The sequence below is a fragment of the Streptomyces sp. BA2 genome (assembly GCF_009769735.1).
Classification (GTDB): Bacteria; Actinomycetota; Actinomycetes; order Streptomycetales; family Streptomycetaceae; genus Streptomyces.
Window position 1 is genome coordinate 6,658,511 of the sequence record NZ_WSRO01000002.1, and the last position, 24,709, is coordinate 6,683,219.

Sequence of the window (24,709 nt, forward strand, 5' to 3'; positions counted from 1 at the left end):
ATGCTGCGGCCCCAGCCCCCTCTCTCCTGTGACAGGCACAGCCGCAACACAGGAGAGAGGGAGGTCCCGCCATGGCTGGCTCTGGCTCGGGAGCGAAGTCTGCGGTCGAATGGCTGGTGTCGGTGGCGCCGGATCCGGAGGCCTGCCGCTGGGAATGGGAGCGCAATCCCCTGGGGGTCGCGCTCCTTCCCGCGGGCAGGCTCTGGGACGTACTCATCCTCACCGGCGAACTCGGCTATCCCACGCTTGACGTCCTGACCCGCTGCGTCGACCGTCCGGGCCCGGTGCTCGCGGACTTCGGCGACTCCCGCATGGGGTTCTTCGTCCCGGCGGGCACGGTCTCCCGCTGGATCGGTACGGGCGTGCGGGGCGCGGGCCGAGGCACGTGGATCGTCGTCCCTTATCCGGGGCGTTCCACGGGCGGTGTCCGCTGGCTCGTCCCGCCCGACGGGTCGGGAACGCTGACGGATCCGGCACTTCTCGAACTCGCGATGCACGAGGCGGCGGCGCAGCTGGCGCCGCGGGACGGCGAGCAGACGGGGGAGGAGTGACCGGTCACCACGACGGGAGCTCCCGAAGAACCTCGACGGTTACTCCGGCTGAGCCGGGTCCGCTTCGGCTGGGCGGCGGCCGTACCGCGCCACCGTGAGCGCCACGACGTACAGCACCATCCCGAACAGACACCAGCTGGCCACGACGTCCAGCGGCCAGTGATACCCGCGCCGCACGAGCCCGAGCCCGACCCCGAAGTTCAACAGAGCGCAGGCGATGACCAGTTCACGCCGCGCGTACGTGCCGCGCAGGTACGGCAGCAGGAGCAGCGCCGCCCCGCCGTAGGCGACCATGGCGGTGGCCGTGTGCCCTGATGGGTAGTAGCCGGTGCCGTCCATGCCGGGCGGGCCGGTGCGGCCGATGAGTTCCTTGAGCGGGATCACGAGCACCGGCACCGCGGCCATGGCCACGGCGGTGGCGACCGGGGCCAGCCACCAGCGGTACGTACCGGCCCGGTGGCCGCGCCACCCCGCGTAGGCGATGGCGGCCGCCAGGAACGGCACGGCGACGGCGACCCCGCCCAGATCGGCGAGGAGTTCGGCGGCGCCGCCCGGGATGCGGCTTCCGGTGATCCAGGGGCCGAGCCGCTCGTCCGCGTCGCGGAGGGGGCCTTCGGCGAGCACTTGCCAGGTGATGAGCGCGAAGAGCAGCGCACAGAGGGAGAAAAGAAAAATGGTCGGCCGCCCCGGAACAGGGGGGGTAGTTCCGAGGCGGCCGTCCTGACCGGTGTGCCGCACGCCCCGGGGGGTTTGGGGCGGGCGGCCATCCGATCGGTGAGGAGTTCCAGAGCCAGTGACTCCGGGTGTGTGCGCGAGGGCACGACCAAGACGGGGCTGGGGAGGCTCCGTCCCGGTGTCGCCCACAGTCCCCTGTGGGCGGGGTGTTTCTCTCATCTGCAGAAACCGTACGTCAGGTGGTGTCGGGCCGACAGGCGGAACGGCAACCCGACATGGGCCCCGCACACGTTCTTCACACGCTCTGACGGTCACCCCAGGTCACGGTTCCGCCACCGCGCGCTGTACACACACGTCAGGGCATGTACCGATACATACGGAGCCGGGATCTTCCCCCTTTGGGGTGATCCCGGCTCCGTCAGGCGCTGTAGGCGGTGGACGGTCAGACGCCCGAGAAGGCGGCCTCGATGATGTCCAGGCCCTCGTTCAGGAGGTCGTCGCCGATGACCAGCGGCGGCAGGAAGCGCAGGACGTTGCCGTACGTGCCGCAGGTGAGGACGAGCAGCCCCTCCGCGTGGCAGGCCTTGGCGAGCGCGGCCGTCGCCTCCGGGTTCGGCTCCTTCGTGGCGCGGTCCTTGACGAGCTCGATGGCGATCATCGCGCCACGGCCGCGGACGTCGCCGACGATGTCGTACTTCTCCGCGATGGCGTTCAGGCGGGCCTTCATCGTCGCCTCGATGGCCTTGGCCTTGCCGTTGAGGTCGAGCTCCTTCATGGTCTCGATGGAGCCGAGCGCACCGGCGCAGGCCACCGGGTTGCCGCCGTAGGTGCCGCCGAGGCCGCCGGAGTGCGCGGCGTCCATGATCTCGGCGCGACCGGTGACGGCGGCGAGCGGCAGACCGCCGGCGATGCCCTTGGCGGTCGTGATCAGGTCCGGGACGATGCCCTCGTCCTCACAGGCGAACCACTGACCCGTACGGCAGAAGCCGGACTGGATCTCGTCCGCGACGAAGACGATGCCGTTGTCGTTGGCGAACTTCACGATCGCGGGCAGGAAGCCCTTCGCGGGCTCGATGAAGCCGCCCTCGCCGAGCACCGGCTCGATGATGATCGCGGCGACGTTCTCCGCGCCGACCTGCTTGCTGATCTGGTCGATGGCCTGCTTGGCGGCCTCGGGCCCGGCGTTCTCCTCGCCCGTCGGCCAGCGGTAGCCGTACGCGACCGGGACGCGGTAGACCTCGGGCGCGAACGGACCGAAGCCGTTCTTGTACGGCATGTTCTTCGAGGTCAGCGCCATGGTCAGGTTGGTGCGACCGTGGTAGCCGTGGTCGAAGACGACGACGGCCTGGCGCTTGGTGTGCGCACGGGCGATCTTCACGGCGTTCTCGACGGCCTCGGCGCCGGAGTTGAAGAGCGCGGACTTCTTCTCGTGGTCACCCGGCGTCAGCTCCGCGAGCTGCTCGGCGACGGCGACGTACCCCTCGTACGGCGTGACCATGAAACAGGTGTGGGTGAAGTCGGCGAGCTGCGCGGTCGCCCGGCGTACGACGGCCTCGGCGCTGGCACCCACCGACGTCACGGCGATGCCGGAGCCGAAGTCGATGAAGCGGTTGCCGTCGACGTCCTCGATGATGCCGCCACCCGCGCGCGCCGCGAAGACAGGCAGCACGGAACCCACGCCGCCGGCGACCGTGGCGGTACGGCGGGCCTGCAGCTCCTGAGACTTCGGCCCGGGAATGGCGGTGACGACGCGGCGCTCCTGCGGAAGTGCGGTCATGGGGTGCTCCTGGGGGTGGGGCGAGGCGGACGCTCGATGCTTGCTTTCGTTCCTGCTTTCTTTCGCAGGTTAGGGGCGAAGGGCGGGGGCGGGCATGCTCCACGGGGGAGTTGTTGGGTGTGGCGGTTTGTCCGTGGTGGACATAGTGGCCGGGCCGGTGGGTCAGCGGGCGGGCGCGAGGCTGACAGGGCGGGCGCCGCCGGGCGCGGAGGCCATGCAGCGTGAGCTGAGGTCGCCCGCGATCCACAGACGCGTGGCCTGTTCGTCGACGTGGGTGCGCCACGGGTTCGGGGTCAGCTCCCGCCCCTCGACGGTGATCAGCTGGGTCTTGCCCCGCATGCGGACCGTGCAGTCGACGGGGCGCCAGGAGTGGCCCGCCAGGAGACGGGTCATGCGGCGGGTACTGACGAGCACGAAGATGTGCATCGGAAGCCCTGCCAGCTGGGCCAGCACGATGACCATGAACAGGCCGATCCTGTCGTCGTCACCGTGGGCGACGATCACGATCTGCGTGGCCAGCAGCGCCGGCCAGAGCAGGACGAGGAGAAGAACGCGGCGACGCATCCGGCTTCGCATCGTGCGGGCAGTGGGCAGGTGGGAGAGAGCCGCACGCGAGCTGTCGAGGATCTCGGGATCCGAGTCTCCGGGACCGCGGTGGCGTCGGCCCGCGACCAGGGCGTTGCGCTGCTGGAGATGGAGAAGTCGACGAGGCGCCTTCCCCGCTCCCGAGCGTGCGGACGCGGCGATGACCACGTCGGCGCGCGGATCACCGCAGCACCACAACACGCGGATCTCCGCCCGCTGTTCGGCGGTGGCTCGGGAGCGCATGCGCCGGGTCCACCAACGGGTGCCGGGGTGGACCAGGAGAAGGAGAGGGAGCCGGGCATCCGGGTCGTCAGGGGTCTCGGGGTCCGGGACCGCGATCCACGGGTGGTCCTTCGCCGCCGCCGGATGGGCCGTAAAACCGTGCTCGGCGCCCTCGACCAGCCGCCAGGGGTGACCGCGAAGGGTGCGGCGGATCCGGAGGGTGTCGGGGAGCGTCGCGGCCAGCAGCACGAGGAGGCGGTAGGCGGCATAGACGCTGTACGGGACGAGTACCACGGACGCCAGGGTGAAGATGTTCCGCATGATGCCGTACAAAGCGAACCAGACGGCGATCCACCCGGCGAGGGCGAGCACGGTTCTGACCGTGTGCCACCGCCAGGCCCGACGGGTCGGGGGCTCGTCCCAGGCGGTGGGGCTCCCGGGGGACGGGAGCGGCGACCGCTGCGGTTCGGTGACGGGGTCCTTGGGGGCGGGCATCGGACGAACGTAGCCGGATTGGCGTGTTCTGCCCAGATCGCGGAGGCCATTGCGGTCGCCCATTCCCGCAGGCCCCGGGCGCGTATCCGGTGAACTACCCCTGTGGGGGCACTAGATTGACGGCTGAATCGACAGACCGGCAGGTCAGGGGGCAAGGGCCATGGACTCCGAAGGCACGCACGACGCTCGCGGTACGCACGCCACACCGGTGCCGCGTCCGGCGGGGCCTCCTGGCTCCGCAGGGCAGCGGGGTGTGCCGTCCGGCTCCGCCGGTCAGCAGGGCGCGCACGTCACTCCGCCGCGGCCTGTGCGGGCACCGGGAACGGTGGACGCGGGGGCGCCGCCCCTGCCCGACGGCTCCGCCTTTCTGACCTGGCTGCGGACGCCGCGGCCCGGGGCGCAGCCCGGCGTGTGGCGGTTCGGGCACCGGCCTCGGCCCGAGCAGGAGCCCGAGATCACTCCGGCCAGGCAGTTGTTCACGGGGGCGCTGATCGCGTTCCTGGTGGGGTGGCTGCTCTGGTCGCTGCTCTGGAACGGCTATCTCGGCGGCTGGTGGGTCCTGCCGCTCGAGCTCTTCCTGCCCGACGCCTGGATCTACACGGACGACCAGGTCGGCAACGCGGTCGTCTGGTACGGCTACTACACCCTCATCGTGCTCGTCATCATGATCGGCGTCGGCCGTATCGGCCGCTGGGACGAGATCTGGCGCCGCTACATCGCCCCCCGCTTCCGCCGCCCCGCCCCGCCCCAGGCTCCCCCCGCCCCCGGCGAGGACCCCGCCCAGTGGCCCCAGTTGAGGGAGGCCGGGGCGCAGGACGCTGCCGAGCGGCTGGCCGCAGATGCGCGGGCCGGGCTCATGCGGGACGTCGACCATGCCCGGATCACGCGGGCCTGGCGTTCCGTGCGGGCCGGGCGCAACAGCCTCTCCGCGTTCAGCGAGTCCGTCGTGAGGGAGGGGGCCGCCGCTTGCGCCCACCCCTCCGGCGACCGGGATCTGCCGGCGCGCGCCGCCCGCCACGACCTCGCCACGGCGCAGGTGCGGCTCGGGACGACGGTCGATGATCCGCGTAATCCCTATGCCTACCGGGGGACGGGGCTCGGGATCGGGCCCGAACTGCTCGGGACCTCGCTGCTCGCCGTGGGGCCCGCCGGGTCCGGCAAGACGAGCGGTGTGGTGTGGCCGGTCGCCGAGTCGTTGTGCCTGGGGGCACTGGCGGGGCGAGCCGCCGTGGTCGTGGTCGGAGCCGCGGGCGCCGGGCTCGGACCCGCCGACGACTACGACGTCGTGGTGCGGATCGGGCACCCCGACTCCGTGTACGACCTCGACCTCTACGGCGGCACGAACGACCCGGACGAAGCGGCCGCCGTCCTCGCCGAAGCCCTGGTCGGCGACCTCGTCGACCCGCACCCCGGAGCCGACAGCCGCCGCTCGACGACCGTGCTCGCCCAGCTGCTCGGCCCGTATCACGCCGTGCACCGGCGCTTCCCGTCCGTGCCCGAGCTGCGCGCCCTGCTCGACGGCACCCCCGGCCCGCTCGGCGCGCTGCGCAAGGCGCTCCAGGAGTCGGGACAGGAGGCGATGCTGCGGGAACTCGATGCCCGCGAGCGGCAGTTGGGGCACCCCGGCGACCCCGGCGCCGTCATCGCCGACCGCATCGCGCTGCTCGACCGCCCGGCCTTCGCCTCCTTCTTCGACACGTCCGGCCAGAGCACACCCTTCTCGCTGCGGGCCCTCGACCACCCCGTACGCGTCCGTATCGATCTCCCCGAGCGCGGTCACGCCGACGCGTCGCGGATCCTCGCCCGGCTGATGCTCGCCCAGTTCATGGCGAGCGCCGCCGCACGCGAGGACCGCTCGCTGTTCGCCTGTCTCGTCCTCGACGACGCGACGGGGACGGTCACCCCGGAGTCCGTACGCCGTCTGCAGCGGCTCCGGTCCGCGAACGCCGGGGTCGTGCTGACCCTGCGTACGCTCGACGACGCACCCCGCCCCCTGCGCACCCCGCTGCTCGGCTCGATCGGCTGCCGCATGGCGCTGTCCGGGCTCACCCCGTGGGACGGGCAGGACTTCGCCGAGGTCTGGGGCAAGGAGTGGATCGAGGCGCGGGACGTCACCGACCGGCAGATCATCGCCGAGACACCGCTCGGCAAGACGGTGCACATGCTCCGCCGCGTGATCACCGGCAACGCCCCGACCGCGCGCGCCGTCACCGTCCGCCAGGTCGAGCGCGAGCGCTGGTCCGCGTCCGAGCTCGCGCACGGGGTGCCGGCCGGGCACGCCGTGCTCTCGTTGACGGACGTACGGGGCGAGCACGCGCCGCCGTTGCTGGTGGACCTTCGGGGGTAGCTGCCGGGGCGTGGGCGGCGGTGCACATACGGGGTAATCGGTCCCCGCCGTACCGTACGGTGAGGCAGAATCGACACAGGTCGTTCATACGTACCGGCCAAAAGATCCACATCTCGTCCGGGATTCAATGGCCGACCGGGACGCGTGCCTCACCCGCCGGTGCCAGACCTGCCGTCCTGACCTGCTGACCAGACCTGAAGGTCCCATGCCGCCCACGCTCGCCTCCCTCGTCCACCACTCCGCGCTCAAGCTCACCGTGCGCGCGGGTGAGGAACATCTGGACGTGCCCGTGCGGTGGGCGCACGCCAGTGAGCTCACCGACCCCGTGCCCTACATGGAGGGCGGCGAGCTCCTCCTGATCACCGCGCTCAAGCTGGACGCGGAGGACCCGGAGGCCATGCGCCGCTATGTGAAGCGGCTCGCGGCGGCGGGCGTCGTCGGGCTCGGGTTCGCGGTCGGGGTGCATTACAAGGACATTCCGGACGCGCTGGTCGCCGCGGCGGCGGACGAGGAGCTTCCGCTCCTCGAAGTCCCGCGCCGCACCCCCTTCCTCGCCATCAGCAAGGCCGTCTCCGCGGCCATCGCCGCCGACCAGTACCGCGCGGTCACGGCGGGCTTCGCGGCCCAGCGCGAGCTGACCAAGCAGGCGCTGAGCGACGGCCCCGAGGGGCTGCTCGGCGCGCTAGCCGGACAAGTGGACGGCTGGGCCGCGCTGTACGACGCGTCCGGCGCCGTCGTCGCCACGGCTCCCGAGTGGGCGTCCCGCAGGGCCGCAAGGCTCACCTCCGACGTGGAGCGGCTGCGGGAGCGAGCCGCGCCCGCGAGCGCGGTCGTCGCCGGCACGGAGGACCGGGTGGAGCTGCACTCGATCGGCACCGGCCGGCGGCCCCGCGCCGCGCTCGCCGTCGGCACGGCATCCACCCTCGGCACCGCCGAGCGGTACGCACTGCACTCGGCCATAGCGCTGCTCACCCTCACCACGGAGCGGAACCGCTCGCTCCAAGCCGCCGAGGCCCGGGTCGGCTCCGCGGTGCTCCGGATGCTGCTCGCGGGGGAGCCGGACCACGCCCGCACGGTGGCGGGGGAGCTGTACGGAAGCCTGCTCGACGCCCCGTTCCGCCTGGTGGTGGCGGAAGTCCCGGCCTCCGCGGCCCCGGAGGACGGCGACCCCTACGCCGGGCTCACCGACGCCGTCGAGTCCGCCGCGGCGCGGGCAGGCGAGGCACTCCTCGTCGTCCCCTACGGCGAGCGGCTCGTGCTGCTCGTCGTGGACGGCGGCGCGGGCGCGGCGGCCTGCCTCGCGTACGCGGAGACGCTGGAAGCCGGACGCTCCGAGGCGCCGGAGGGCGGCGCGGGCGACGGGGCACCCCTCCTCCTCGGCCTCTCCGCGCCCGCCGGACCGATCGCGGCGGCCACCGCGTACAAGCAGGCCGACCAGGCGCTCTCCATCGCCCGGCGCCGAGGCCGCGCGATGGTCGAGCACGAGGACCTCGCGGCGGGCTCGGTCCTGCCGCTGCTCGCCGACGACGCGGTGCGGGCCTTCGCCGACGGGCTGCTGCGCGCCCTGTACGAACATGACGCCAAGGGCCGGGGCGACCTGATCGCCTCGTTGCGCGCCTGGCTCTCGCGGCACGGCCAGTGGGACGCGGCAGCGGCCGACCTCGGCGTCCACCGCCACACGCTGCGCTACCGCATGCGGCGGGTCGAGGAGATCCTGGGCCGCTCCCTTGACGACCCGGACGTCCGGATGGAGCTGTGGCTGTCGCTGAAGGCGACGTCGAGCGGTACGGAGTAGCCGCGGGCGAAACGCGCCCCTGCCAAAGAGGCGCGGGGCGCCCCGTCAGTACTCCGCGTCGGACAAACGTCGTCCACCCATACCGCCCCTACGGTGGGGAACGTACCCCCCAAGACACACCTTCGCGGAAGGGCCGGGAATCGACATGACTTCCATCCACGCCTTCTGGCTCGCCGGTCGCCAGACCACCGGTGAGACCACTCTCGACGTCACATCGCCCTGGGACGGGCGGATCGTCGGCAAGGCTGCCGTCCCGACCGACGCCCAGGTCGAGGAGGCCGTCGCCGCCGCGTACGCCGTGCGCGACGAGTTCGCCGCGACCCCGGCGCACGTGCGGGCCGCCGCCCTCGACCACGTGAGCCGCAGGCTCGTCGAGCGGACGGAAGAGATCGCCCAGCTCATCTCCGCCGAGAACGGCAAGCCGATCAAGTGGGCCCGTGGCGAGGTCGGCCGTGCCGTCTCCGTCTTCCGGTTCGCCGCGGAGGAGGCCCGCCGCTTCAACGGCGGCGAGGCCCAGCGCCTCGACACGGACGCCGGTGGCCAGGGGCGCCTCGCCTTCACCCGCCGCTTCTCCAAGGGTGTCGTCCTCGGCATCGCGCCGTTCAACTTCCCGCTGAACCTCTGCGCCCACAAGATCGCCCCGGCCATCGCGTCCGGCACGCCGATCATCCTCAAGCCGGCGCCCGCGACCCCGCTCTCCGGTCTCCTCATCGGCGAGCTGCTCGCCGAGACCGAGCTGCCCGCCGGGTCCTGGTCGGTCCTTCCGGTCGCGAACGAGAAGATGCCCGCCCTCGTGCAGGACGAGCGCCTTCCCGTCATCTCCTTCACGGGCTCCGAGAAGGTCGGCTACGCGATCATGGACTCGGTGCCGCGCAAGCACTGCACCCTGGAGCTCGGCGGAAACGGCGCCGCCGTCGTCCTGTCCGACTTCTCCTCCGACGAGGACCTCGACTGGGCCGCCTCGCGCATCGCGACCTTCTCCAACTACCAGGGCGGCCAGTCCTGCATCTCGGTGCAGCGCGTCATCGCCGACGCCTCCGTGTACGACCGGCTCGTGCCGCGCGTGCTCAGGGCCATCGAGGCCCAGGTCACCGGTGACCCGTCCGACCCGAAGACAGACGTCGGCCCGCTCGTCAACGAGGACGCCGCCAAGCGCGTGGAGTCCTGGGTCGACGAGGCCGTCCAGGCGGGCGCGCAGCTGCTCGCGGGCGGCAAGCGTGACGGCGCCTCGTACGCGCCGACCGTGCTCGCCGACGTGCCGGCCGACGTGACCATCGCCTGCGAGGAGGTCTTCGGGCCGGTCCTCACGATCAAGAAGGTGGATGGCGAGGCGGAGGCGTTCGCCGCCGTCAACGACTCCAAGTACGGCCTCCAGGCGGGCGTCTTCACGCACGACCTGCAGACCGCCTTCCGCGCGCACCGCGACCTGGAGGTCGGCGGCGTGGTCATCGGCGACGCCCCCTCCTACCGCGCCGACCAGATGCCGTACGGCGGCGTCAAGCAGTCCGGCGTGGGCCGCGAGGGCGTCCGCTTCGCGATGGACGACTACACCTACGAGCGGGTCATGGTCCTGACGGGCCTCGCCCTCTGATCCGTACGCCGAGGACAACGGCCGGAGCCCACTGTGCGGGGGCTCCGGCCGTTCTCGTGTCCGGCGGGTGCGACGGGTGTGGCGGGGCCAAACGCTGCACGAGGACTGGTGGGCTCGGGGCGAATCGGGTACATACGATCCATACGATCGAGTAGCACCAGTCAGTAACCGACCGGGTCAAGATCGGGTCAATCGGAGCCGATCGGCCCCACTCCGCGGCGAGGTGAGCTCCTCAATGCCCGCACAACCCACGCCCCCTTCCGGGCCGTCCGTCAGCGAGCGCGAGGCCCGGCAGGTCGCCGAGGCCGCCCGCGAACAGGACTGGCGCAAGCCGAGCTTCGCCAAGGAACTCTTCCTCGGCCGCTTCCGGCTCGACCTGATCCACCCGCATCCCCTGCCCGCCGACGAGGACGCCCGGCGCGGCGAGGAGTTCCTCGCCAAGCTCCGCGACTTCTGCGAGACGAAGATCGACTCGGCGCGCATCGAGCGCGAGGCGAAGATCCCCGACGAGGTGATCAACGGGCTCAAGGAGCTCGGTGCGCTCGGCATGAAGATCGACACGAAGTACGGCGGTCTCGGCCTCACGCAGGTGTACTACAACAAGGCGCTTGCCCTCGTCGGCTCCGCGAACCCGTCGATCGGCGCGCTGCTCTCCGCCCACCAGTCGATCGGCGTACCGCAGCCGCTCAAGCAGTTCGGCACCCAGGAACAGAAGGACGAGTTCCTGCCGCGCTGCGCCCGCACGGACATCAGCGCCTTCCTCCTGACCGAGCCGGACGTCGGCTCCGACCCGGCGCGCCTGGCCACCATGGCGGTGCCGGACGGCGACTCGTACGTCCTGGACGGCGTGAAGCTGTGGACCACGAACGGCGTCGTCGCCGACCTCCTGGTCGTCATGGCGCGCGTACCGAAGTCCGATGGCCACAAGGGCGGCATCACGGCCTTCGTGGTGGAGGCCGCGGCGGAGGGCATCACGGTCGAGAACCGCAACGCCTTCATGGGCCTGCGCGGCCTGGAGAACGGCGTGACCCGCTTCCACCAGGTCCGCGTCCCCGCCGCGCACCGCATCGGCCCGGAGGGCGCGGGACTGAAGATCGCCCTGACGACCCTCAACACCGGCCGCCTCTCGCTGCCCGCCATGTGCGTCGGCGCGGGCAAGTGGTGTCTGAAGATCGCCCGTGAGTGGTCGGGCGCGCGGGAGCAGTGGGGCAAGCCGGTCGCGCTCCACGAGGCAGTCGGCGCGAAGATCTCCTTCATCGCGGCGACGACCTTCGCCCTCGAAGCCGTACTCGACCTCTCATCGCAGATGGCCGACGAGGACCGCAACGACATCCGCATCGAGGCGGCGCTCGCCAAGCTGTACGGCTCCGAGATGGGCTGTCTGATGGCCGACGAACTGGTGCAGATCCGCGGCGGCCGCGGCTTCGAGACCGCCGAGTCCCTCGCGGCCCGCGGCGAACGCGCGGTTCCGGCCGAACAGGTCCTGCGCGACCTGCGCATCAACCGCATCTTCGAGGGCTCGACGGAGATCATGCACCTGCTCATCGCCCGCGAGGCGGTGGACGCGCACCTGAAGGTGGCGGGCGACCTGATCGACCCGGACAAGTCCCTGACCGACAAGGCGAAGGCGGGCGCGAAGGCAGGCGGCTTCTACGCCCGCTGGCTGCCGAAACTGGTCACGGGGCCGGGTCAACTCCCGCGCTCGTACGCCGAGTTCCACCCCAGCGGCCACGCGGACCTCTCCCCGCACCTGCGCTACGTGGAACGCACCGCCCGGAGGCTGGCCCGCTCGACCTTCTACGCGATGTCGCGCTGGCAGGGAAAGATGGAGACCAAGCAGGGCTTCCTGGGCCGCGTGGTCGACATCGGCGCCGAACTCTTCGCGATGAGCGCGGCGTGCGTACGGGCCGAGCTCCTGCGGACGACGGAGGACCACGGACGCGAGGCCTACCAGCTGGCCGACACGTTCTGCCGCCAGTCCCGCATCCGCGTCGAAGAGCTCTTCGACCGCCTGTGGAAGAACACGGATGACGTCGACCGCAAGGTCGTCAAGGGCGTTCTGAACGGCATGTACACCTGGCTGGAGTCGGGCGTCGTCGACCCCAGCGGCGAAGGCCCCTGGATCGCGGACGCCACACCGGGTCCGTCCACCCGGGAGAACGTCCACCGGCCGATCCGCTGACATCCGCCGCCGCGCTTTTCCGGGGCGTTCCCTCCACGGGAACGCCCCGGAACACGATTTCGGCCGTCCGGATCGGGGCGCGGTGTCTCCTCACCCCCTCGCCCAGGCAAGAATGGGGGGATGAGCGACAGCCCAGCCCCCCTCGCCGACCCGCATCTCGTCTTCGACCCCGTCGTCACGGACGGCCCGCGGGACATCGTCATCCTCGGCTCGACCGGGTCGATCGGCACGCAGGCCATCGATCTCGTCCTGCGCAACCCCCGTCGCTTCCGCGTCACCGCACTGTCCGCCGCGGGCGGCCGCGTCGGACTGCTCGCCGAGCAGGCGAGGCAGCTGCGGGTGCGGACCGTGGCCGTGGCCCGCGAGGACGTCGTACCGGCGCTGCGCGAGGCGCTGAAGGGGCAGTACGGCGGTGAGCCGCTGCCCGAGATCCTCGCCGGGCCCGATGCGGCCACGCAGGTCGCCGCATCCGACTGCCACACCGTCCTGAACGGCATCACGGGATCCATCGGGCTCGCGCCCACCCTCGCCGCGCTCGAAGCGGGCCGCACCCTCGCGCTCGCCAACAAGGAGTCGCTGATCGTCGGCGGCCCCCTGGTGAAGGCGCTCGCCAAGCCGGGGCAGATCATCCCCGTCGACTCCGAGCACGCCGCGCTCTTCCAGGCGCTCGCCGCGGGCACCCGCGCCGACGTGCGCAAGCTGGTCGTCACGGCCTCCGGGGGCCCGTTCCGGGGACGTACGAAGGCGGATCTGGCGAACGTCACGCCGGACGACGCCCTCGCGCACCCCACCTGGGCCATGGGCCCGGTCATCACGGTCAACTCCGCGACGCTCGTCAACAAGGGCCTGGAAGTCATCGAGGCCCACCTCCTCTACGACATCCCCTTCGAGCGCATCGAGGTCGTCGTCCACCCGCAGTCCTACGTGCACTCCATGGTCGAGTTCACCGACGGATCGACGCTAGCCCAGGCCACGCCGCCCGACATGAGCGGCCCGATCGCCATCGGCATCGGCTGGCCCGAGCGGGTGCCGGACGCCGCGCCCGCCTTCGACTGGACGAAGGCGTCGAGCTGGGAGTTCTTCCCCCTCGACAACGACGCGTTTCCGTCGGTCGGGCTCGCCCGGCACGTGGGGAAGCTCGCGGGCACGGCCCCGGCAGTGTTCAATGCCGCCAACGAGGAGTGCGTGGACGCGTTCTTGAACGGCGCCCTGCCCTTCAACGGGATCATGGAGACCGTCACGAAGGTCGTCGCCGAACACGGCACACCGTCCGCGGGAACTTCCCTGACCGTCGCGGACGTCCTCGAAGCGGAGACCTGGGCGCGTGCCCGGGCCCGTGAACTGACGGCGAAGGCGACCGCGGAGGCCCGCGCATGACGACCTTGATGATGATCCTCGGCATAGTCGTCTTCGCGGTCGGGCTGCTGTTCTCGATCGCCTGGCACGAGCTGGGCCACCTCTCGACCGCCAAGCTGTTCGGCATCCGCGTGCCGCAGTACATGGTCGGCTTCGGCCCGACGCTCTTCTCGCGCAAGAAGGGCGACACCGAGTACGGCATCAAGGCCATCCCCCTCGGCGGGTACATCCGCATGATCGGCATGTTCCCGCCAGGTCCGGACGGCCGCATAGAGTCACGCTCGACGTCCCCGTGGCGCGGCATGATCGAGGACGCGCGGTCGGCCGCCTTCGAGGAGCTCAAGCCCGGCGACGAGACGCGGCTCTTCTACACGCGCAAGCCGTGGAAGCGCGTGATCGTGATGTTCGCGGGCCCGTTCATGAACCTGATCCTGGCCGTCGCGATCTTCCTCGGCGTGATGATGACCTTCGGCATCAGCACGCAGACGACGACGGTCGGCAAGGTGTCCGACTGCGTCATCCAGCAGAGCGAGAACCGCACGAAGTGCGAGAAGGGCGACACGGTCGCGCCCGCCAAGGCGGCGGGCCTGAAGCTCGGCGACAAGATCGTCGGCTTCCAGGGGCAGCCCATCGACGACTGGTCCGCGCTCCAGGGCAAGATCCGCGAGACGATCGGCCCGGCCACCATCACGGTCGAGCGCGACGGCAAGCAGGTCGACCTGCACGCCAACCTCATCAAGAACCAGGTCAGCAAGACCGACGGCGAGGGTGGCTATGTGGAGGGCAAGTACGTCTCCGCGGGCTTCCTCGGCTTCACCCCCGCCACCGGCGTCGTCCAGCAGGGCTTCGGCGACTCCGTGAACCGCATGGGCGACATGATGGAGAACGGCGTCGAGTCGCTCATCGCGCTGCCGTCCAAGATCCCCGACCTGTGGGACGCGGCCTTCGGTGACGGCGACCGCAAGCAGGACTCCCCGATGGGCGTCGTCGGCGCGGCCCGCGTGGGCGGCGAGGTCTTCACCCTGGACATCCCGCCGGAGAACCAGATCGCGATGATGCTGTTCCTGGTGGCGGGCTTCAACCTCTCCCTGTTCCTGTTCAACATGCTGCCGCTCCTTCCGCTGGACGGCGGGCACATCGCGGGAGCCCTGTGGGAGTCGGTGCGGCGCAAGGCGGCCAAGCTCATGAAGCGGCCCGACCCGGGCCCCTTCGACGTCGCGAAGCTGATGCCCGTCGCCTATGTGGTAGCCGGAATCTTCATCTGCTTCACGATCCTCGTCCTGATCGCGGATGTAGTTAACCCGGTAAGAATCTCCTGATAACGCGAAGTTTGCGGCGGCCGGGCACTCTATGTGTCCGGTCACCCACCAATGGGTGGACTTGGGGGCGGGATGTGCTCGGGCCCTGTGGGGTGCCGTAATCTCGAAGCCTGGAGCCCGCCGATCTCGGGACCTTGATCCACACCTTGGGGATGCACGCCAGATGACTGCCGTTTCTCTCGGAATCCCGTCCGTACCGACCAAGCTCGCCGACCGCCGTGTCAGCCGCAAGATCCAGGTCGGTACGGTCGCCGTCGGCGGGGACGCACCGGTGTCGGTGCAGTCGATGACGACGACGCGTACGTCCGACATCGGGGCGACGCTTCAGCAGATCGCCGAACTCACCGCGTCCGGCTGCCAGATCGTGCGGGTCGCGTGTCCCACGCAGGACGACGCGGACGCGCTGGCCACGATCGCGCGCAAGTCGCAGATCCCGGTGATCGCCGACATCCACTTCCAGCCGAAGTACGTCTTCGCGGCGATCGACGCGGGTTGCGCTGCTGTCCGTGTGAACCCGGGCAACATCAAGCAGTTCGACGACAAGGTGAAGGAGATCGCGCGGGCCGCGAACGACGCGGGTACGCCGATCCGGATCGGGGTCAACGCTGGGTCGCTGGACGCGCGTCTCCTCCAGAAGTACGGGAAGGCCACCCCGGAGGCGCTGGTCGAGTCGGCGCTGTGGGAGGCGTCGCTCTTCGAGGAGCACGGCTTCCGGGACATCAAGATTTCCGTCAAGCACAACGACCCGGTGGTCATGGTCAACGCCTACCGCCAGCTTGCCGCGGCCTGCGACTACCCGCTGCACCTCGGCGTGACCGAGGCCGGTCCTGCCTTCCAGGGCACGATCAAGTCGGCGGTGGCGTTCGGTGCGCTGCTCTCCGAGGGCATCGGCGACACCATCCGGGTCTCGCTCTCGGCCCCTCCGGCGGAGGAGGTCAAGGTCGGCATCCAGATCCTGGAGTCCCTGAACCTCAAGCAGCGCCGCCTGGAGATCGTCTCCTGCCCGTCGTGCGGGCGCGCCCAGGTGGACGTGTACAAGCTGGCTGAAGAGGTCACCGCGGGCCTGGACGGCATGGAAGTGCCGCTGCGTGTGGCGGTCATGGGGTGTGTCGTGAACGGGCCGGGGGAGGCCCGTGAGGCGGACCTCGGTGTCGCGTCCGGCAACGGCAAGGGGCAGATCTTCGTCAAGGGCGAGGTCATCAAGACCGTGCCCGAGTCGAAGATCGTGGAGACGCTCATCGAAGAGGCGCTGAAGATCGCTGAGCAGATGGAGAAGGACGGCATCCCTTCGGGCGAGCCGACGGTGGCCGTGGCCGGCTGACCCTCGCCTGCGCGTCGCGCGTTTACGTGGGCCCCGCCACCGGGGGTTGGTGGCGGGGCCCACGCGCGCGTGGCGCTTGCGGCTTGCGGGGGGCCAGGGCGCGGCGTGGGGGCGGCTGTGTCCTTTGTCTGCGGGCAGTCTCCGGCCTGAACCGCCGCTGCGCGGCGGATGTCTCCCACCCACCCACCCGTGCACTCCGTGGCTGATTCTGCCCAGGGCGCTGGCTGATGCGGGGCAATCGGGCGGGTGGGTGGGAAACCCCGCCGCGGAGCGGCGGAGAAAAGGTGACGCCCCCACCGGCCCGCGGGTGGGCGGGAAACCCGCCGCGTAGCGGCGGAGAAGGCGAGCCACCCACCGGCCCGCAGAGGAGACGACGACCGAGCCCCAAGCCGCCCCACGGCACGAGGTTGATGCGGGGTAATCGGGCGGGTGGGTGGGAAACCCCGCCGCGGAGCGGCGGAGAAAAGGCGTCACCCCCACCGGCCCGCAGGTGGGCGGGAAACCCGCCGCGCAGCGGCGAAGAAGACGGACCACCAGCCCGCAGGGGAGGAGACAAAGCCCCCTCCAAGCGACCCCACGGCACAAGGCGCCCCCGCCAGGTACAGTGCGGAGATCAGCAGACCGTATGGTGAGGCCCCCGCACGTGTTGACTCAGACCACCACCAGGGTCCTCGAACCGAGTGACCTGGACGCCGCGCTCGCAGTCCTCGACCGCGAGCCCGTGGCCAACGCCTTCGTGACCTCACGAGTCCGCGTCGCGGGCCTCGACCCGTGGCGGCTCGGCGGCGAGATGTGGGGCTGGTACCAGGACGGAATGCTGGAGTCCCTCTGCTACGCGGGCGCCAACCTCGTCCCGATCTGCGCGACCCCGCGAGCGGTCCGCGCCTTCGCGGACCGCGCCCGCAGGGCAGGCCGCCGTTGCTCCTCCATCGTCGGCCCCGCCGAGCCCACCGCCCAGCTGTGGCGGCTGCTCGAACCCTCCTGGGGCCCCGCCCGCGAGGTCCGCGCCCAGCAGCCCCTGATGGTCGCCGACCGCCTCCCGTACGGCATCACCCCCGATCCGTACGTCCGTCGCGTCCGCAAGGACGAGATGGAGACGATCATGCCCGCGTGCGTGGCGATGTTCACCGAGGAGGTCGGCATCTCGCCGATGGCGGGCGACGGCGGCCTCCTCTACCAGGCGCGGGTCGCCGAACTGGTCGGCGCGGGGCGGTCGTTCGCGCGCCTCGACCGCGAAGGCAACGTCATCTTCAAGGCCGAGATCGGCGCGGCCACGGCACAGGCCTGCCAGGTGCAGGGCGTCTGGGTGGCCCCCGAGTACCGGGGGAAGGGCTACGCGGCACCGGGCATGGCGGCCGTCATGCGCTACGCCCTCGCGGACGTCGCCCCGGTCGTCAGCCTCTACGTCAACGACTTCAACACCGCGGCCAGAGCGGCGTACCGGCGTGTGGGGTTCCAGGAGGTCGGGGCCTTCATGAGCGTCCTGTTCTAGCCCCCTTCCAGCCCCTACGCGTCTCACACCGCCCTCCTCACGCACCCCCGTACGCGAGTTAAAGTTCGGCGCATGACTGACGACGTCGTGATCGGGCCGCTGGACCTCGCCACGCACGTGGACGAAGCGCTGCGGGTGCAGGCCCACGCCTTCGGGCTCACCGACGACGAGGTGGCCGTGCGGCGGCAGATCGTGCTGCGGCACATCACCTACCCCGGGGCCCGCGCGCTCGGCGCGAGCACCCCCGAGGGACGGCTCGTCGGCTTCGTCTACGGCATGCCCAACGACCGCGGCCACTGGTGGTCCACGGTCGTCGAGCCGTATCTGCGGGCCGGCGGCAGGGACGACTGGCTCGACGACTCCTTCGTGATCACCGAGCTCCATGTGCAGCCCGGCCACCAGAACCGCGGAGTCGGCCGCACGCTCATCACCACCATCACGGACGCCGTCGACCAGCCCCGCTCGATCCTCTCCGCGATCGACACCGAGAGCCCCGCGCGGGGCCTCTACCGCTCCCTCGGCTACGCGGACCTGGCCCGCAACGTCCAGTTCCCCAGCGCCCCGAAGCCGTACGCGGTGATGGGCGCGCCCTTGCCCCTGAGGCGGCCCGGCGCCTAACCGATTTCCGCACGCGCCCGCGCCCGAAGTAACCTCCTGCACATCACCCTCCCCCAAGCTCTCGGCTCCGCTCGAGCAGGGGGGACCCCCATCCCGCAGGAGTTCACCATGGCCCAGGTCCAGCGCATGTCCCGATTGATGATCAAGACACTGCGCGACGACCCGGCGGACGCCGAGACGCTCAACCACAAGCTGCTCGTCCGGGCCGGATACGTCCGCCGCACCGCCGCCGGCATCTGGTCCTGGCTGCCGCTGGGCAAGAAGGTCCTGGAGAACATCACCCACGTCGTACGCGAGGAGATGGACGCCATCGGCGCCCAGGAAGTCCTCCTGCCCGCGCTCCTGCCCAAGGAGTCGTACGACGCGACGGGCCGCTACGACGAGTACGGCGACCTGCTGTTCCGTCTCAAGGACCGCAAGGGCGCGGACTACCTCCTCGGTCCGACCCACGAGGAGATCTTCACCCAGATCGTCAAGGACCAGTGCTCGTCCTACAAGGACCTGCCGGTGATCCTGTACCAGATCCAGACCAAGTACCGCGACGAGGCCCGCCCCCGCGCCGGTGTGCTCCGTGGCCGCGAGTTCCAGATGAAGGACTCGTACTCCTTCGACACGACGGACGAGGGTCTCGCCGAGTCGTACGACCTGCACCGCGCCGCGTACATCAAGATCTTCGAGCGTCTCGGCCTCGACCACCGCATCGTCTCCGCCGTCTCCGGCGCGATGGGCGGCTCGGCGTCCGAGGAGTTCCTGGCGCCCGCGCCGGCCGGTGAGGACACGTTCGTGGACTGCCCCGCGTGCGACTACGCGGCCAACACGGAGGCGGTGTCCTTCGTGGCCACCGCGGTGGACGGTTCCGCGCACGGCCCGGTCGAGGACCTGGACACCCCCGACACCCCGACCATCGAGACGCTCGCGGCCCACCTCGGCGTGCCCGCGTCCGCGACCCTGAAGAACCTCCTGGTCAAGGTCGACGGCGAGATCGTCGCCGTGGGCGTCCCCGGCGACCGCGAGGTCGACCTCGGCAAGCTCGGCGAGCACCTGTCGCCCGCGGTGGTGGAGCTGGTGACGGCGGAGGACTTCGAGGGCCGCGACGATCTCGTACGCGGATACGTCGGCCCGCAGGGTCTGGAGAAGGTCCGCTACATCGCCGACCCGCGAGTGGCCGCGGGCACCGCCTGGATCACCGGCGCCAACAAGATCAACACGCACGCGAAGAACGTCGTCGCGGGCCGTGACTTCGAGGTCGACGACTACCTCGACGTCGTGGTCGTCGAGGAGGGCGACCCCTGCCCCAAGTGCGGCACCGGCCTGAAGCTGGACCGCGCCATCGAGATCGGCCACATCTTCCAGCTGGGCCGCAAGTTCGCCGACGCCTTCCAGCTGGACGTCCTCGGCCAGCAGGGCAAGCCGGTCCGCGTGACCATGGGCTCGTACGGCATCGGCGTCTCGCGGGCGGTGGCGGCGCTGGCCGAGCAGACGGCGGACGACAAGGGGCTGTGCTGGCCCAAGGAGATCGCCCCCGCCGACGTCCACGTGGTGGCCGCGGGCAAGGCGCTCCAGACTGAGCTCGCGCTGGACGTCTCCGAGCAGTTGAACGCGGCGGGTGTGCGGGTTCTGGTCGACGACCGGGCGGGCGTCTCGCCCGGCGTGAAGTTCACTGACGCGGAGCTGATTGGTGTTCCCACCATCCTGGTGGCGGGGCGTCGCTCGGCCGAGGGCGTCGTCGAGCTGAAGGACCGGCGTACCGGGGAGCGCGAGGAGCTGACGGTGGCGGAGGCTGTGGCGCGGCTGACGGCCTGAGAGGGCTGGGGTTCGGGCTGACCCTGCGGGGCTTTCCCCAATCCCGCCCCTTCCCGAAACTGGGGCTCCGCCCCAGACCCCGTACAAGATGGCCTCAAACGCCGGCCGGGCTGGAATCTTCCAGCCCGGCCGAGATCATTTAGCCCGTCCGGCGTTTGAGGACGAACTCGGCGAAGCCGGTGATCAGCGGCAACCAAGGCTCCCGCGCCAGAGCGGGTTTTCGGGAAGGGGCGGGATTGGGGAAAGCCCCGCAGGGTCCCGCCCCCTACAACCAACCCGCGAACTCCAACAACAGCTCCGCATCCTGCTCCCGCCCCACCCGCCGCGCCCGTACGCCCGACTCCACGGCCCGGAACAAGGTCCACCCCCGCAGCCGCTCCTGATCCACATCCAGCGACTCGGCCAGCTTCTTCACCCGGCGACGGGTGATCGACGCCCCCGAGGGAGAGGCGATCAGGTCCTCCACCCGGTCCCGTACCAGACGGGCCAGGTCGAAGGCGGGCTCCCCCACCACCGGGTCGGGGCCCACGGCCAGCCACGGCACCCGGTCACCCTGCAGCACCTTGCTCTGCCGGAACGTCCCGTGCAGCAGCCGCACCTCCACGTCCCCGGCGAGCAGCTCATCCCGGGCGGAGAGCGCCGCGTCCACCAGCGGCGCCACCTCCCCATCGGCAGCGGCCCGCATCGCGTCGGCCTGCCTCCCCGTCCGCTCGGCGACCGTCTCGAAACGGTGATCCGTGGGCGGTTCCACCCACAGCCGCCGCAGCGTGCCCGCCGCCTCGAGCAGAGCCTTGGCCTCGGGCAGCGAACGGACCGACACATCGCGGTGCAGCCGTTCAAGGAGGAGGGCCCCGTCCGCGGCGGAGGGGTCGAGCAGCCGTACGGCACCGAGCCCGTTCCAGTGCGCCAGCGCGGCCCGCTCGCTCTCGGGCCGCGACCTCGGCGGCACCAGCTTCAGGACGGCGGGCGTGCCGTCGGCGAGGCGCACGAGGATGACGAGGCTGCTGCGCCCGCCGGGCACGTGGACCCGCTCGACGGTCAACTCGCGTAGGGAGACGGCCTGTTCAGCTGCCTCGGGCAGCTTCGCCAGCCAGTCGTCGCCGTCCTGCGCCGTCTCACCGAGAGCGGTGACCAGACGCTGGGGCGGTTCGAGAGCCATACGCGAGGTGTTCCCTTCCTGAGCGGGTTAGGCCTTGGGTGCCGAGGAGCCAGAAGTGGCGGCCCGCTCGGCGAGACCAGGGAAGGTTACGCTCCCGCCGCGCCACCGCGCCGCACGGACCGCCGCCTCCCGCAGCGCTTCGGCCGCGTTCCCGCGCCGGGTGCCGGTGGAGGCCCGTACGAGATCCGAGTAGACCCCCGCGACCCGCTCCTCCAGCTCCGTCGCGAGCCGCGCGGCAGCCGCGGAGTCCGGCACCGCGAACGGCAGCGCGTAGGCGGCCGCCGAGGGCTCGGGCTCGCCGCCCAGGTCGCGCACGGCGCGCTGCAGCTCGTCGCGCCGGGCGCGATGCGCGTCGTACGCCGTGCGCGCCTCGTCCCTGCGGTCCTCGCCGATCCGGCCGCCGACGACCCCGAAGCCGTACACGGCGGCGTGCTCGGCACCCAGCGCGGCCTGCACCGCCCGCAACTCGTCCTTGGAATCGCTCACTTGTCGCCCTCCGTCAGCAGATACGCGTGCGCGGCACCCGATGCCGCCACCGACGCGAGCAGCCTGGCCAGCTCGTCCGGCGCGTCAAGGAGATCGATCCCGCGGCTCTTCGCCAGCTCCTTCTCGGCCTTGGCGAGCTCGCGCACGGCGTCCTTCTCATCCTTGGGGACGGAAGGCTTCCGCGAGGGCGATGCGGAAGGGGAACGGGAGCCGGACGAAGGCGGGGGCGTCGGGGGAGCGGACCCCTCGGCGAAGACCGCCTCGTGCCGCTTCACCTCCGCCCGCAGCGGACCGAGCCGTCCGGCCAGCGAGGGATGGGCGGCGATGACGGCGTCGTACCGCCCGAGCAGCTCACCGCTGTCCCGAGCGGCACGCGCGCGCAGCCGCGCGGCGGCGGAAGGACGCTCGTCCGCGTCCGTGGATGCGGAGTCCGAGCAGCCCGAGAGCAGCACGGCCCCGGCCGCTCCTGCGGCCCCGGTCAGCAGGCTCCTCCGGCGCGGCCCCGAGCGGGCGTGCGAGGGGGTGGGATACGACGGCACAGCAGACGTCCTCGGCAGGAAGGCCAGAAAGGCAGGCAGTCAGAAGTCGGGCGAGTCAGGAGTCGGCGAGTCGGAAGTCGGCGAGTCGGAAGTCGGGCGAGCCGGGCGTGAGCTCGGTGATCACCGTACCTGCGGGCTGTCCTCGTACGCGTGAGCGGCTCGATGCGGGGCGGACCGGGACCGGACCGTGACCGGAGAGGGGCCGGACAGGCGCCGGACAGCGGCGGCAACACCCCTCAGGACCGGATACCCTTTGACCTGACACGCGACGAACCCACAACAGCACACGCGGCCGAGGAGTCACCCGGATGAGCACCACCCAGAGCGAGAGGCTGCGAGAACTGCTGGAACCGCTCGTCAGCTCGAAGGATCTGGATCTCGAAGAGATCGAAGTGGCCTCGGTCGGACGCAAGCGGGTGCTGCGGGTGGTCGTCGACTCCGACGACGGCGTGGACCTGGATCAGATCGCGGAGATCAGCCGCGAATTCTCCGAGAAGCTCGACGAGAGCGACGCGATGGGCGACGGGGAGTACACCCTCGAAGTCGGCTCCCCGGGCGCAGAGCGCCCGCTGACGGAGCACCGCCACTATCTGCGCGCCGTCGGCCGCCTGGTGAAGTTCCAGCTGACGGAGGGCGGCGACGAGCTGATCGCCCGCATCCTCGAGGTGGACGACGAAGGTGTGGATCTCGAAGTACCGGGCGTGAAGGGGCGCAAGCCCACCGCCCGCAGGCTCACCTTCGACGAGATCGCCAAGGCGCGCGTCGAGGTCGAGTTCAACCGCAAGGACAAGAAGGAAGAGGAGGCGTAGCCGTGGACATCGACATGAGTGCCCTGCGGGGTCTGGTCCGGGAGAAGGAGATCTCCTTCGACCTGCTGGTCGAGGCGATCGAGTCGGCCCTCCTCATCGCCTACCACCGGACCGACGGCAGCTTCCGTCGCGCACGCGTGAAGCTGGACCGCGACAGCGGCCATGTGACGGTGTGGGCGACGGAGGACCCGGCTGACCTCGAAGAGGGCCAGGAAGCCAAGGAGTTCGACGACACCCCGTCCGACTTCGGCCGTATCGCCGCGACGACCGCCAAGCAGGTCATCCTGCAGCGTCTGCGCGACGCCGAGGACGACGCGACCCTCGGCGAGTACGCGGGCCGCGAGGGCGACATCGTCACGGGCGTCGTCCAGCAGGGCCGCGACCCGAAGAACGTGCTCGTCGACATCGGCAAGCTCGAGGCCATCCTGCCGGTGCAGGAGCAGGTCCCGGGCGAGGAGTACGCCCACGGGCTCCGCCTTCGTTCGTACGTCGTCCGGGTGGCGAAGGGTGTCCGCGGCCCCTCGGTCACGCTGTCCCGTACGCACCCGAACCTCGTCAAGAAGCTCTTCGCGCTCGAGGTGCCGGAGATCGCCGACGGGTCGGTCGAGATCTCGGCCATCGCCCGTGAGGCCGGCCACCGGACCAAGATCGCGGTGCGCTCGACCCGGCAGGGTCTCAACGCCAAGGGCGCCTGCATCGGCCCGATGGGCCAGCGTGTGCGCAACGTCATGGCCGAGCTCAACGGCGAGAAGATCGACATCGTCGACTGGTCGGACGACCCGGGCGAGATGGTCGCCCACGCGCTCTCCCCGGCGCGGGTCAGCAAGGTGGAGATCGTCGATCTCGCGGCCCGTTCCGCGCGGGTCACGGTGCCCGACTACCAGCTGTCCCTCGCGATCGGCAAGGAGGGCCAGAACGCCCGCCTCGCCGCGCGGCTCACGGGCTGGCGCATCGATATCCGTCCGGACACCGAGCAGCCGCAGGGCTCCGAGGAGGCCTGACCGGGTGCGGATCGGGTGCGGGATCGGGTGCGGATCGGGCCGCGAGCCGGGTGCTGATCAAGACCTGAGCCACTCCTGAGCCACTCCTGATCCAGTCCTGATCAAGACAACAACCGTTCGATTTTTGCCCCAAAGGGGTGAGGTCGGTACGGGGAGGTAGACTTAATCGTGTCTGGCCGGACGCAAGCCCGTGCATGCCCTGAACGCACCTGTGTGGGGTGCCGGGAGCGAGCGGCCAAGAGCGATCTGCTGCGCATCGTGGCGAAAGAGGGCGCTTGCGCCCCCGATCCAAGCGGTACGCTGCCCGGCCGGGGTGCGTATATCCACCCCGTTCCGGTCTGTCTCGACCTGGCGGTCCGACGCAGGGCGTTCCCGAGGGCCTTCCGGGCCCCGGGCCCGCTCGACACGGCGGACTTGCGCCGAGCCGTCGAGACAGTTGCCCAGCAGGCAACACCGTAAGGAAGGTCGCGCGGAACCCCGCGCGGCCCTGGTATTCCGCGAGTTGGAAGTAGGTCGAGATTGCGATGAGCACTCGATGAGCACGCGATGAGTACGCCCATGAAGTAGCGACGGTCCGGCGTAACCC

20 protein-coding genes are annotated in these 24,709 nt (G+C 70.9%); 14 read left to right on the forward strand and 6 right to left on the reverse strand.

Translation table 11 applies throughout. The features are described 5' to 3' along the window. The first annotated feature begins 71 nt into the window (after positions 1-71). On the forward strand, positions 72-551 hold the full coding sequence (locus tag E5671_RS32930) for a hypothetical protein (protein ID WP_160507501.1): 480 nt from the start codon (positions 72-74) through the stop codon (positions 549-551). Between the two features lie 39 nt (positions 552-590). On the opposite strand, the gene E5671_RS32935 is transcribed toward E5671_RS32930, so the two are convergent. The 3 genes from E5671_RS32935 to E5671_RS32945 all read right to left on the reverse strand — a co-directional run bounded on the left by E5671_RS32935 (position 591) and on the right by E5671_RS32945 (position 4,305). Beyond that, positions 591-1,175 (reverse strand): phosphatase PAP2 family protein, encoded by a 585-nt coding sequence (locus E5671_RS32935; protein ID WP_336605906.1) that lies wholly within the window; start codon positions 1,173-1,175, stop codon positions 591-593. A 493-nt stretch (positions 1,176-1,668) separates the two neighbouring features. Then, positions 1,669-3,003, reverse strand: a complete 1,335-nt coding sequence (gene gabT, locus E5671_RS32940; protein ID WP_160507503.1) for a 4-aminobutyrate--2-oxoglutarate transaminase — start codon at positions 3,001-3,003, stop codon at positions 1,669-1,671. A 162-nt stretch (positions 3,004-3,165) separates the two neighbouring features. Next, positions 3,166-4,305 (reverse strand): hypothetical protein, encoded by a 1,140-nt coding sequence (locus tag E5671_RS32945; RefSeq protein ID WP_160507504.1) that lies wholly within the window; start codon positions 4,303-4,305, stop codon positions 3,166-3,168. Between the two features lie 160 nt (positions 4,306-4,465). Between E5671_RS32945 and E5671_RS32950 the strand changes: the two genes are divergently transcribed. The 10 genes from E5671_RS32950 to E5671_RS32995 all read left to right on the forward strand — a co-directional run bounded on the left by E5671_RS32950 (position 4,466) and on the right by E5671_RS32995 (position 20,129). Next, positions 4,466-6,652: an ATP-binding protein gene (locus E5671_RS32950; RefSeq protein WP_160507505.1), complete on the forward strand. Its 2,187-nt coding sequence runs from the start codon at positions 4,466-4,468 to the stop codon at positions 6,650-6,652. Positions 6,653-6,857: 205 nt separating this feature from the next. Then, on the forward strand, positions 6,858-8,447 hold the full coding sequence (locus tag E5671_RS32955) for a PucR family transcriptional regulator (RefSeq protein ID WP_160507506.1): 1,590 nt from the start codon (positions 6,858-6,860) through the stop codon (positions 8,445-8,447). Between the two features lie 145 nt (positions 8,448-8,592). Continuing rightward, entirely contained in the window at positions 8,593-10,038 is a 1,446-nt protein-coding gene (locus tag E5671_RS32960) for an aldehyde dehydrogenase family protein (protein WP_160507507.1), read from the forward strand. 235 nt (positions 10,039-10,273) lie between these two features. After that, entirely contained in the window at positions 10,274-12,220 is a 1,947-nt protein-coding gene (locus E5671_RS32965) for an acyl-CoA dehydrogenase family protein (protein WP_160507508.1), read from the forward strand. 120 nt (positions 12,221-12,340) lie between these two features. After that, entirely contained in the window at positions 12,341-13,597 is a 1,257-nt protein-coding gene (dxr, locus tag E5671_RS32970; RefSeq protein ID WP_160507509.1) for a 1-deoxy-D-xylulose-5-phosphate reductoisomerase, read from the forward strand. Then, complete coding sequence (locus tag E5671_RS32975) at positions 13,594-14,895, forward strand: M50 family metallopeptidase (protein ID WP_160507510.1); 1,302 nt, start codon at positions 13,594-13,596, stop codon at positions 14,893-14,895. The genes dxr and E5671_RS32975 overlap by 4 nt, the downstream gene beginning before the upstream one ends. A gap of 163 nt (positions 14,896-15,058) precedes the next feature. Beyond that, a complete protein-coding gene (gene ispG / locus E5671_RS32980) occupies positions 15,059-16,216 on the forward strand; it encodes a flavodoxin-dependent (E)-4-hydroxy-3-methylbut-2-enyl-diphosphate synthase (RefSeq protein WP_160507511.1) in 1,158 nt (385 codons plus the stop codon). A gap of 643 nt (positions 16,217-16,859) precedes the next feature. After that, positions 16,860-17,708, forward strand: coding sequence for a GNAT family N-acetyltransferase (locus tag E5671_RS32985; protein WP_160507512.1), 849 nt, complete (start codon positions 16,860-16,862; stop codon positions 17,706-17,708). A 72-nt stretch (positions 17,709-17,780) separates the two neighbouring features. Further along, positions 17,781-18,326 (forward strand): GNAT family N-acetyltransferase, encoded by a 546-nt coding sequence (locus tag E5671_RS32990; protein WP_160507513.1) that lies wholly within the window; start codon positions 17,781-17,783, stop codon positions 18,324-18,326. 108 nt (positions 18,327-18,434) lie between these two features. Continuing rightward, a complete protein-coding gene (locus E5671_RS32995) occupies positions 18,435-20,129 on the forward strand; it encodes a proline--tRNA ligase (RefSeq protein ID WP_160507514.1) in 1,695 nt (564 codons plus the stop codon). A 265-nt stretch (positions 20,130-20,394) separates the two neighbouring features. On the opposite strand, the gene E5671_RS33000 is transcribed toward E5671_RS32995, so the two are convergent. From E5671_RS33000 to E5671_RS33010, 3 genes are read right to left on the reverse strand one after another with little or no spacing between them, the layout of a single operon-like run. Beyond that, complete coding sequence (locus E5671_RS33000) at positions 20,395-21,288, reverse strand: aminoglycoside phosphotransferase family protein (RefSeq protein WP_160507515.1); 894 nt, start codon at positions 21,286-21,288, stop codon at positions 20,395-20,397. Positions 21,289-21,315: 27 nt separating this feature from the next. Further along, positions 21,316-21,774, reverse strand: coding sequence for a DUF4439 domain-containing protein (locus E5671_RS33005; RefSeq protein ID WP_160507516.1), 459 nt, complete (start codon positions 21,772-21,774; stop codon positions 21,316-21,318). Further along, a complete protein-coding gene (locus E5671_RS33010) occupies positions 21,771-22,313 on the reverse strand; it encodes a hypothetical protein (protein WP_160507517.1) in 543 nt (180 codons plus the stop codon). Before E5671_RS33010 ends, E5671_RS33005 begins: the two co-directional genes overlap by 4 nt. A 308-nt stretch (positions 22,314-22,621) precedes the next feature. Here E5671_RS33010 and rimP point away from each other — a divergent pair, with 308 nt between their 5' ends. From rimP to E5671_RS33025, 3 genes are all read left to right on the forward strand, one after another. After that, the gene (gene rimP, locus E5671_RS33015; protein WP_160507518.1) at positions 22,622-23,122 is read left to right on the forward strand and encodes a ribosome maturation factor RimP; all 501 of its coding nucleotides are present in this window, start codon (positions 22,622-22,624) and stop codon (positions 23,120-23,122) included. Positions 23,123-23,124: 2 nt separating this feature from the next. Beyond that, positions 23,125-24,123 (forward strand): transcription termination factor NusA, encoded by a 999-nt coding sequence (nusA, locus tag E5671_RS33020; protein ID WP_160507519.1) that lies wholly within the window; start codon positions 23,125-23,127, stop codon positions 24,121-24,123. Between the two features lie 168 nt (positions 24,124-24,291). Then, on the forward strand, positions 24,292-24,582 hold the full coding sequence (locus E5671_RS33025) for a YlxR family protein (RefSeq protein ID WP_160507520.1): 291 nt from the start codon (positions 24,292-24,294) through the stop codon (positions 24,580-24,582). Positions 24,583-24,709: the final 127 nt, after the last annotated feature.

What these genes read in the sequence shown, in the direction of transcription:
- E5671_RS32990 (WP_160507513.1), top strand. Translation starts at nt 17,781, where the DNA reads ATGACTGACGACGTCGTGATCGGGCCGCTGGACCTCGCCACGCACGTG.
- E5671_RS33000 (WP_160507515.1), bottom strand. Translation starts at nt 21,288, where the DNA reads ATGGCTCTCGAACCGCCCCAGCGTCTGGTCACCGCTCTCGGTGAGACG.
- gabT (WP_160507503.1), bottom strand. Translation starts at nt 3,003, where the DNA reads ATGACCGCACTTCCGCAGGAGCGCCGCGTCGTCACCGCCATTCCCGGG.
- rimP (WP_160507518.1), top strand. Translation starts at nt 22,622, where the DNA reads ATGAGCACCACCCAGAGCGAGAGGCTGCGAGAACTGCTGGAACCGCTC.
- E5671_RS32950 (WP_160507505.1), top strand. Translation starts at nt 4,466, where the DNA reads ATGGACTCCGAAGGCACGCACGACGCTCGCGGTACGCACGCCACACCG.
- E5671_RS32945 (WP_160507504.1), bottom strand. Translation starts at nt 4,305, where the DNA reads ATGCCCGCCCCCAAGGACCCCGTCACCGAACCGCAGCGGTCGCCGCTC.
- dxr (WP_160507509.1), top strand. Translation starts at nt 12,341, where the DNA reads ATGAGCGACAGCCCAGCCCCCCTCGCCGACCCGCATCTCGTCTTCGAC.
- E5671_RS32930 (WP_160507501.1), top strand. Translation starts at nt 72, where the DNA reads ATGGCTGGCTCTGGCTCGGGAGCGAAGTCTGCGGTCGAATGGCTGGTG.
- ispG (WP_160507511.1), top strand. Translation starts at nt 15,059, where the DNA reads ATGACTGCCGTTTCTCTCGGAATCCCGTCCGTACCGACCAAGCTCGCC.
- E5671_RS32955 (WP_160507506.1), top strand. Translation starts at nt 6,858, where the DNA reads ATGCCGCCCACGCTCGCCTCCCTCGTCCACCACTCCGCGCTCAAGCTC.
- E5671_RS32960 (WP_160507507.1), top strand. Translation starts at nt 8,593, where the DNA reads ATGACTTCCATCCACGCCTTCTGGCTCGCCGGTCGCCAGACCACCGGT.
- E5671_RS32975 (WP_160507510.1), top strand. Translation starts at nt 13,594, where the DNA reads ATGACGACCTTGATGATGATCCTCGGCATAGTCGTCTTCGCGGTCGGG.
- E5671_RS32965 (WP_160507508.1), top strand. Translation starts at nt 10,274, where the DNA reads ATGCCCGCACAACCCACGCCCCCTTCCGGGCCGTCCGTCAGCGAGCGC.
- E5671_RS32995 (WP_160507514.1), top strand. Translation starts at nt 18,435, where the DNA reads ATGGCCCAGGTCCAGCGCATGTCCCGATTGATGATCAAGACACTGCGC.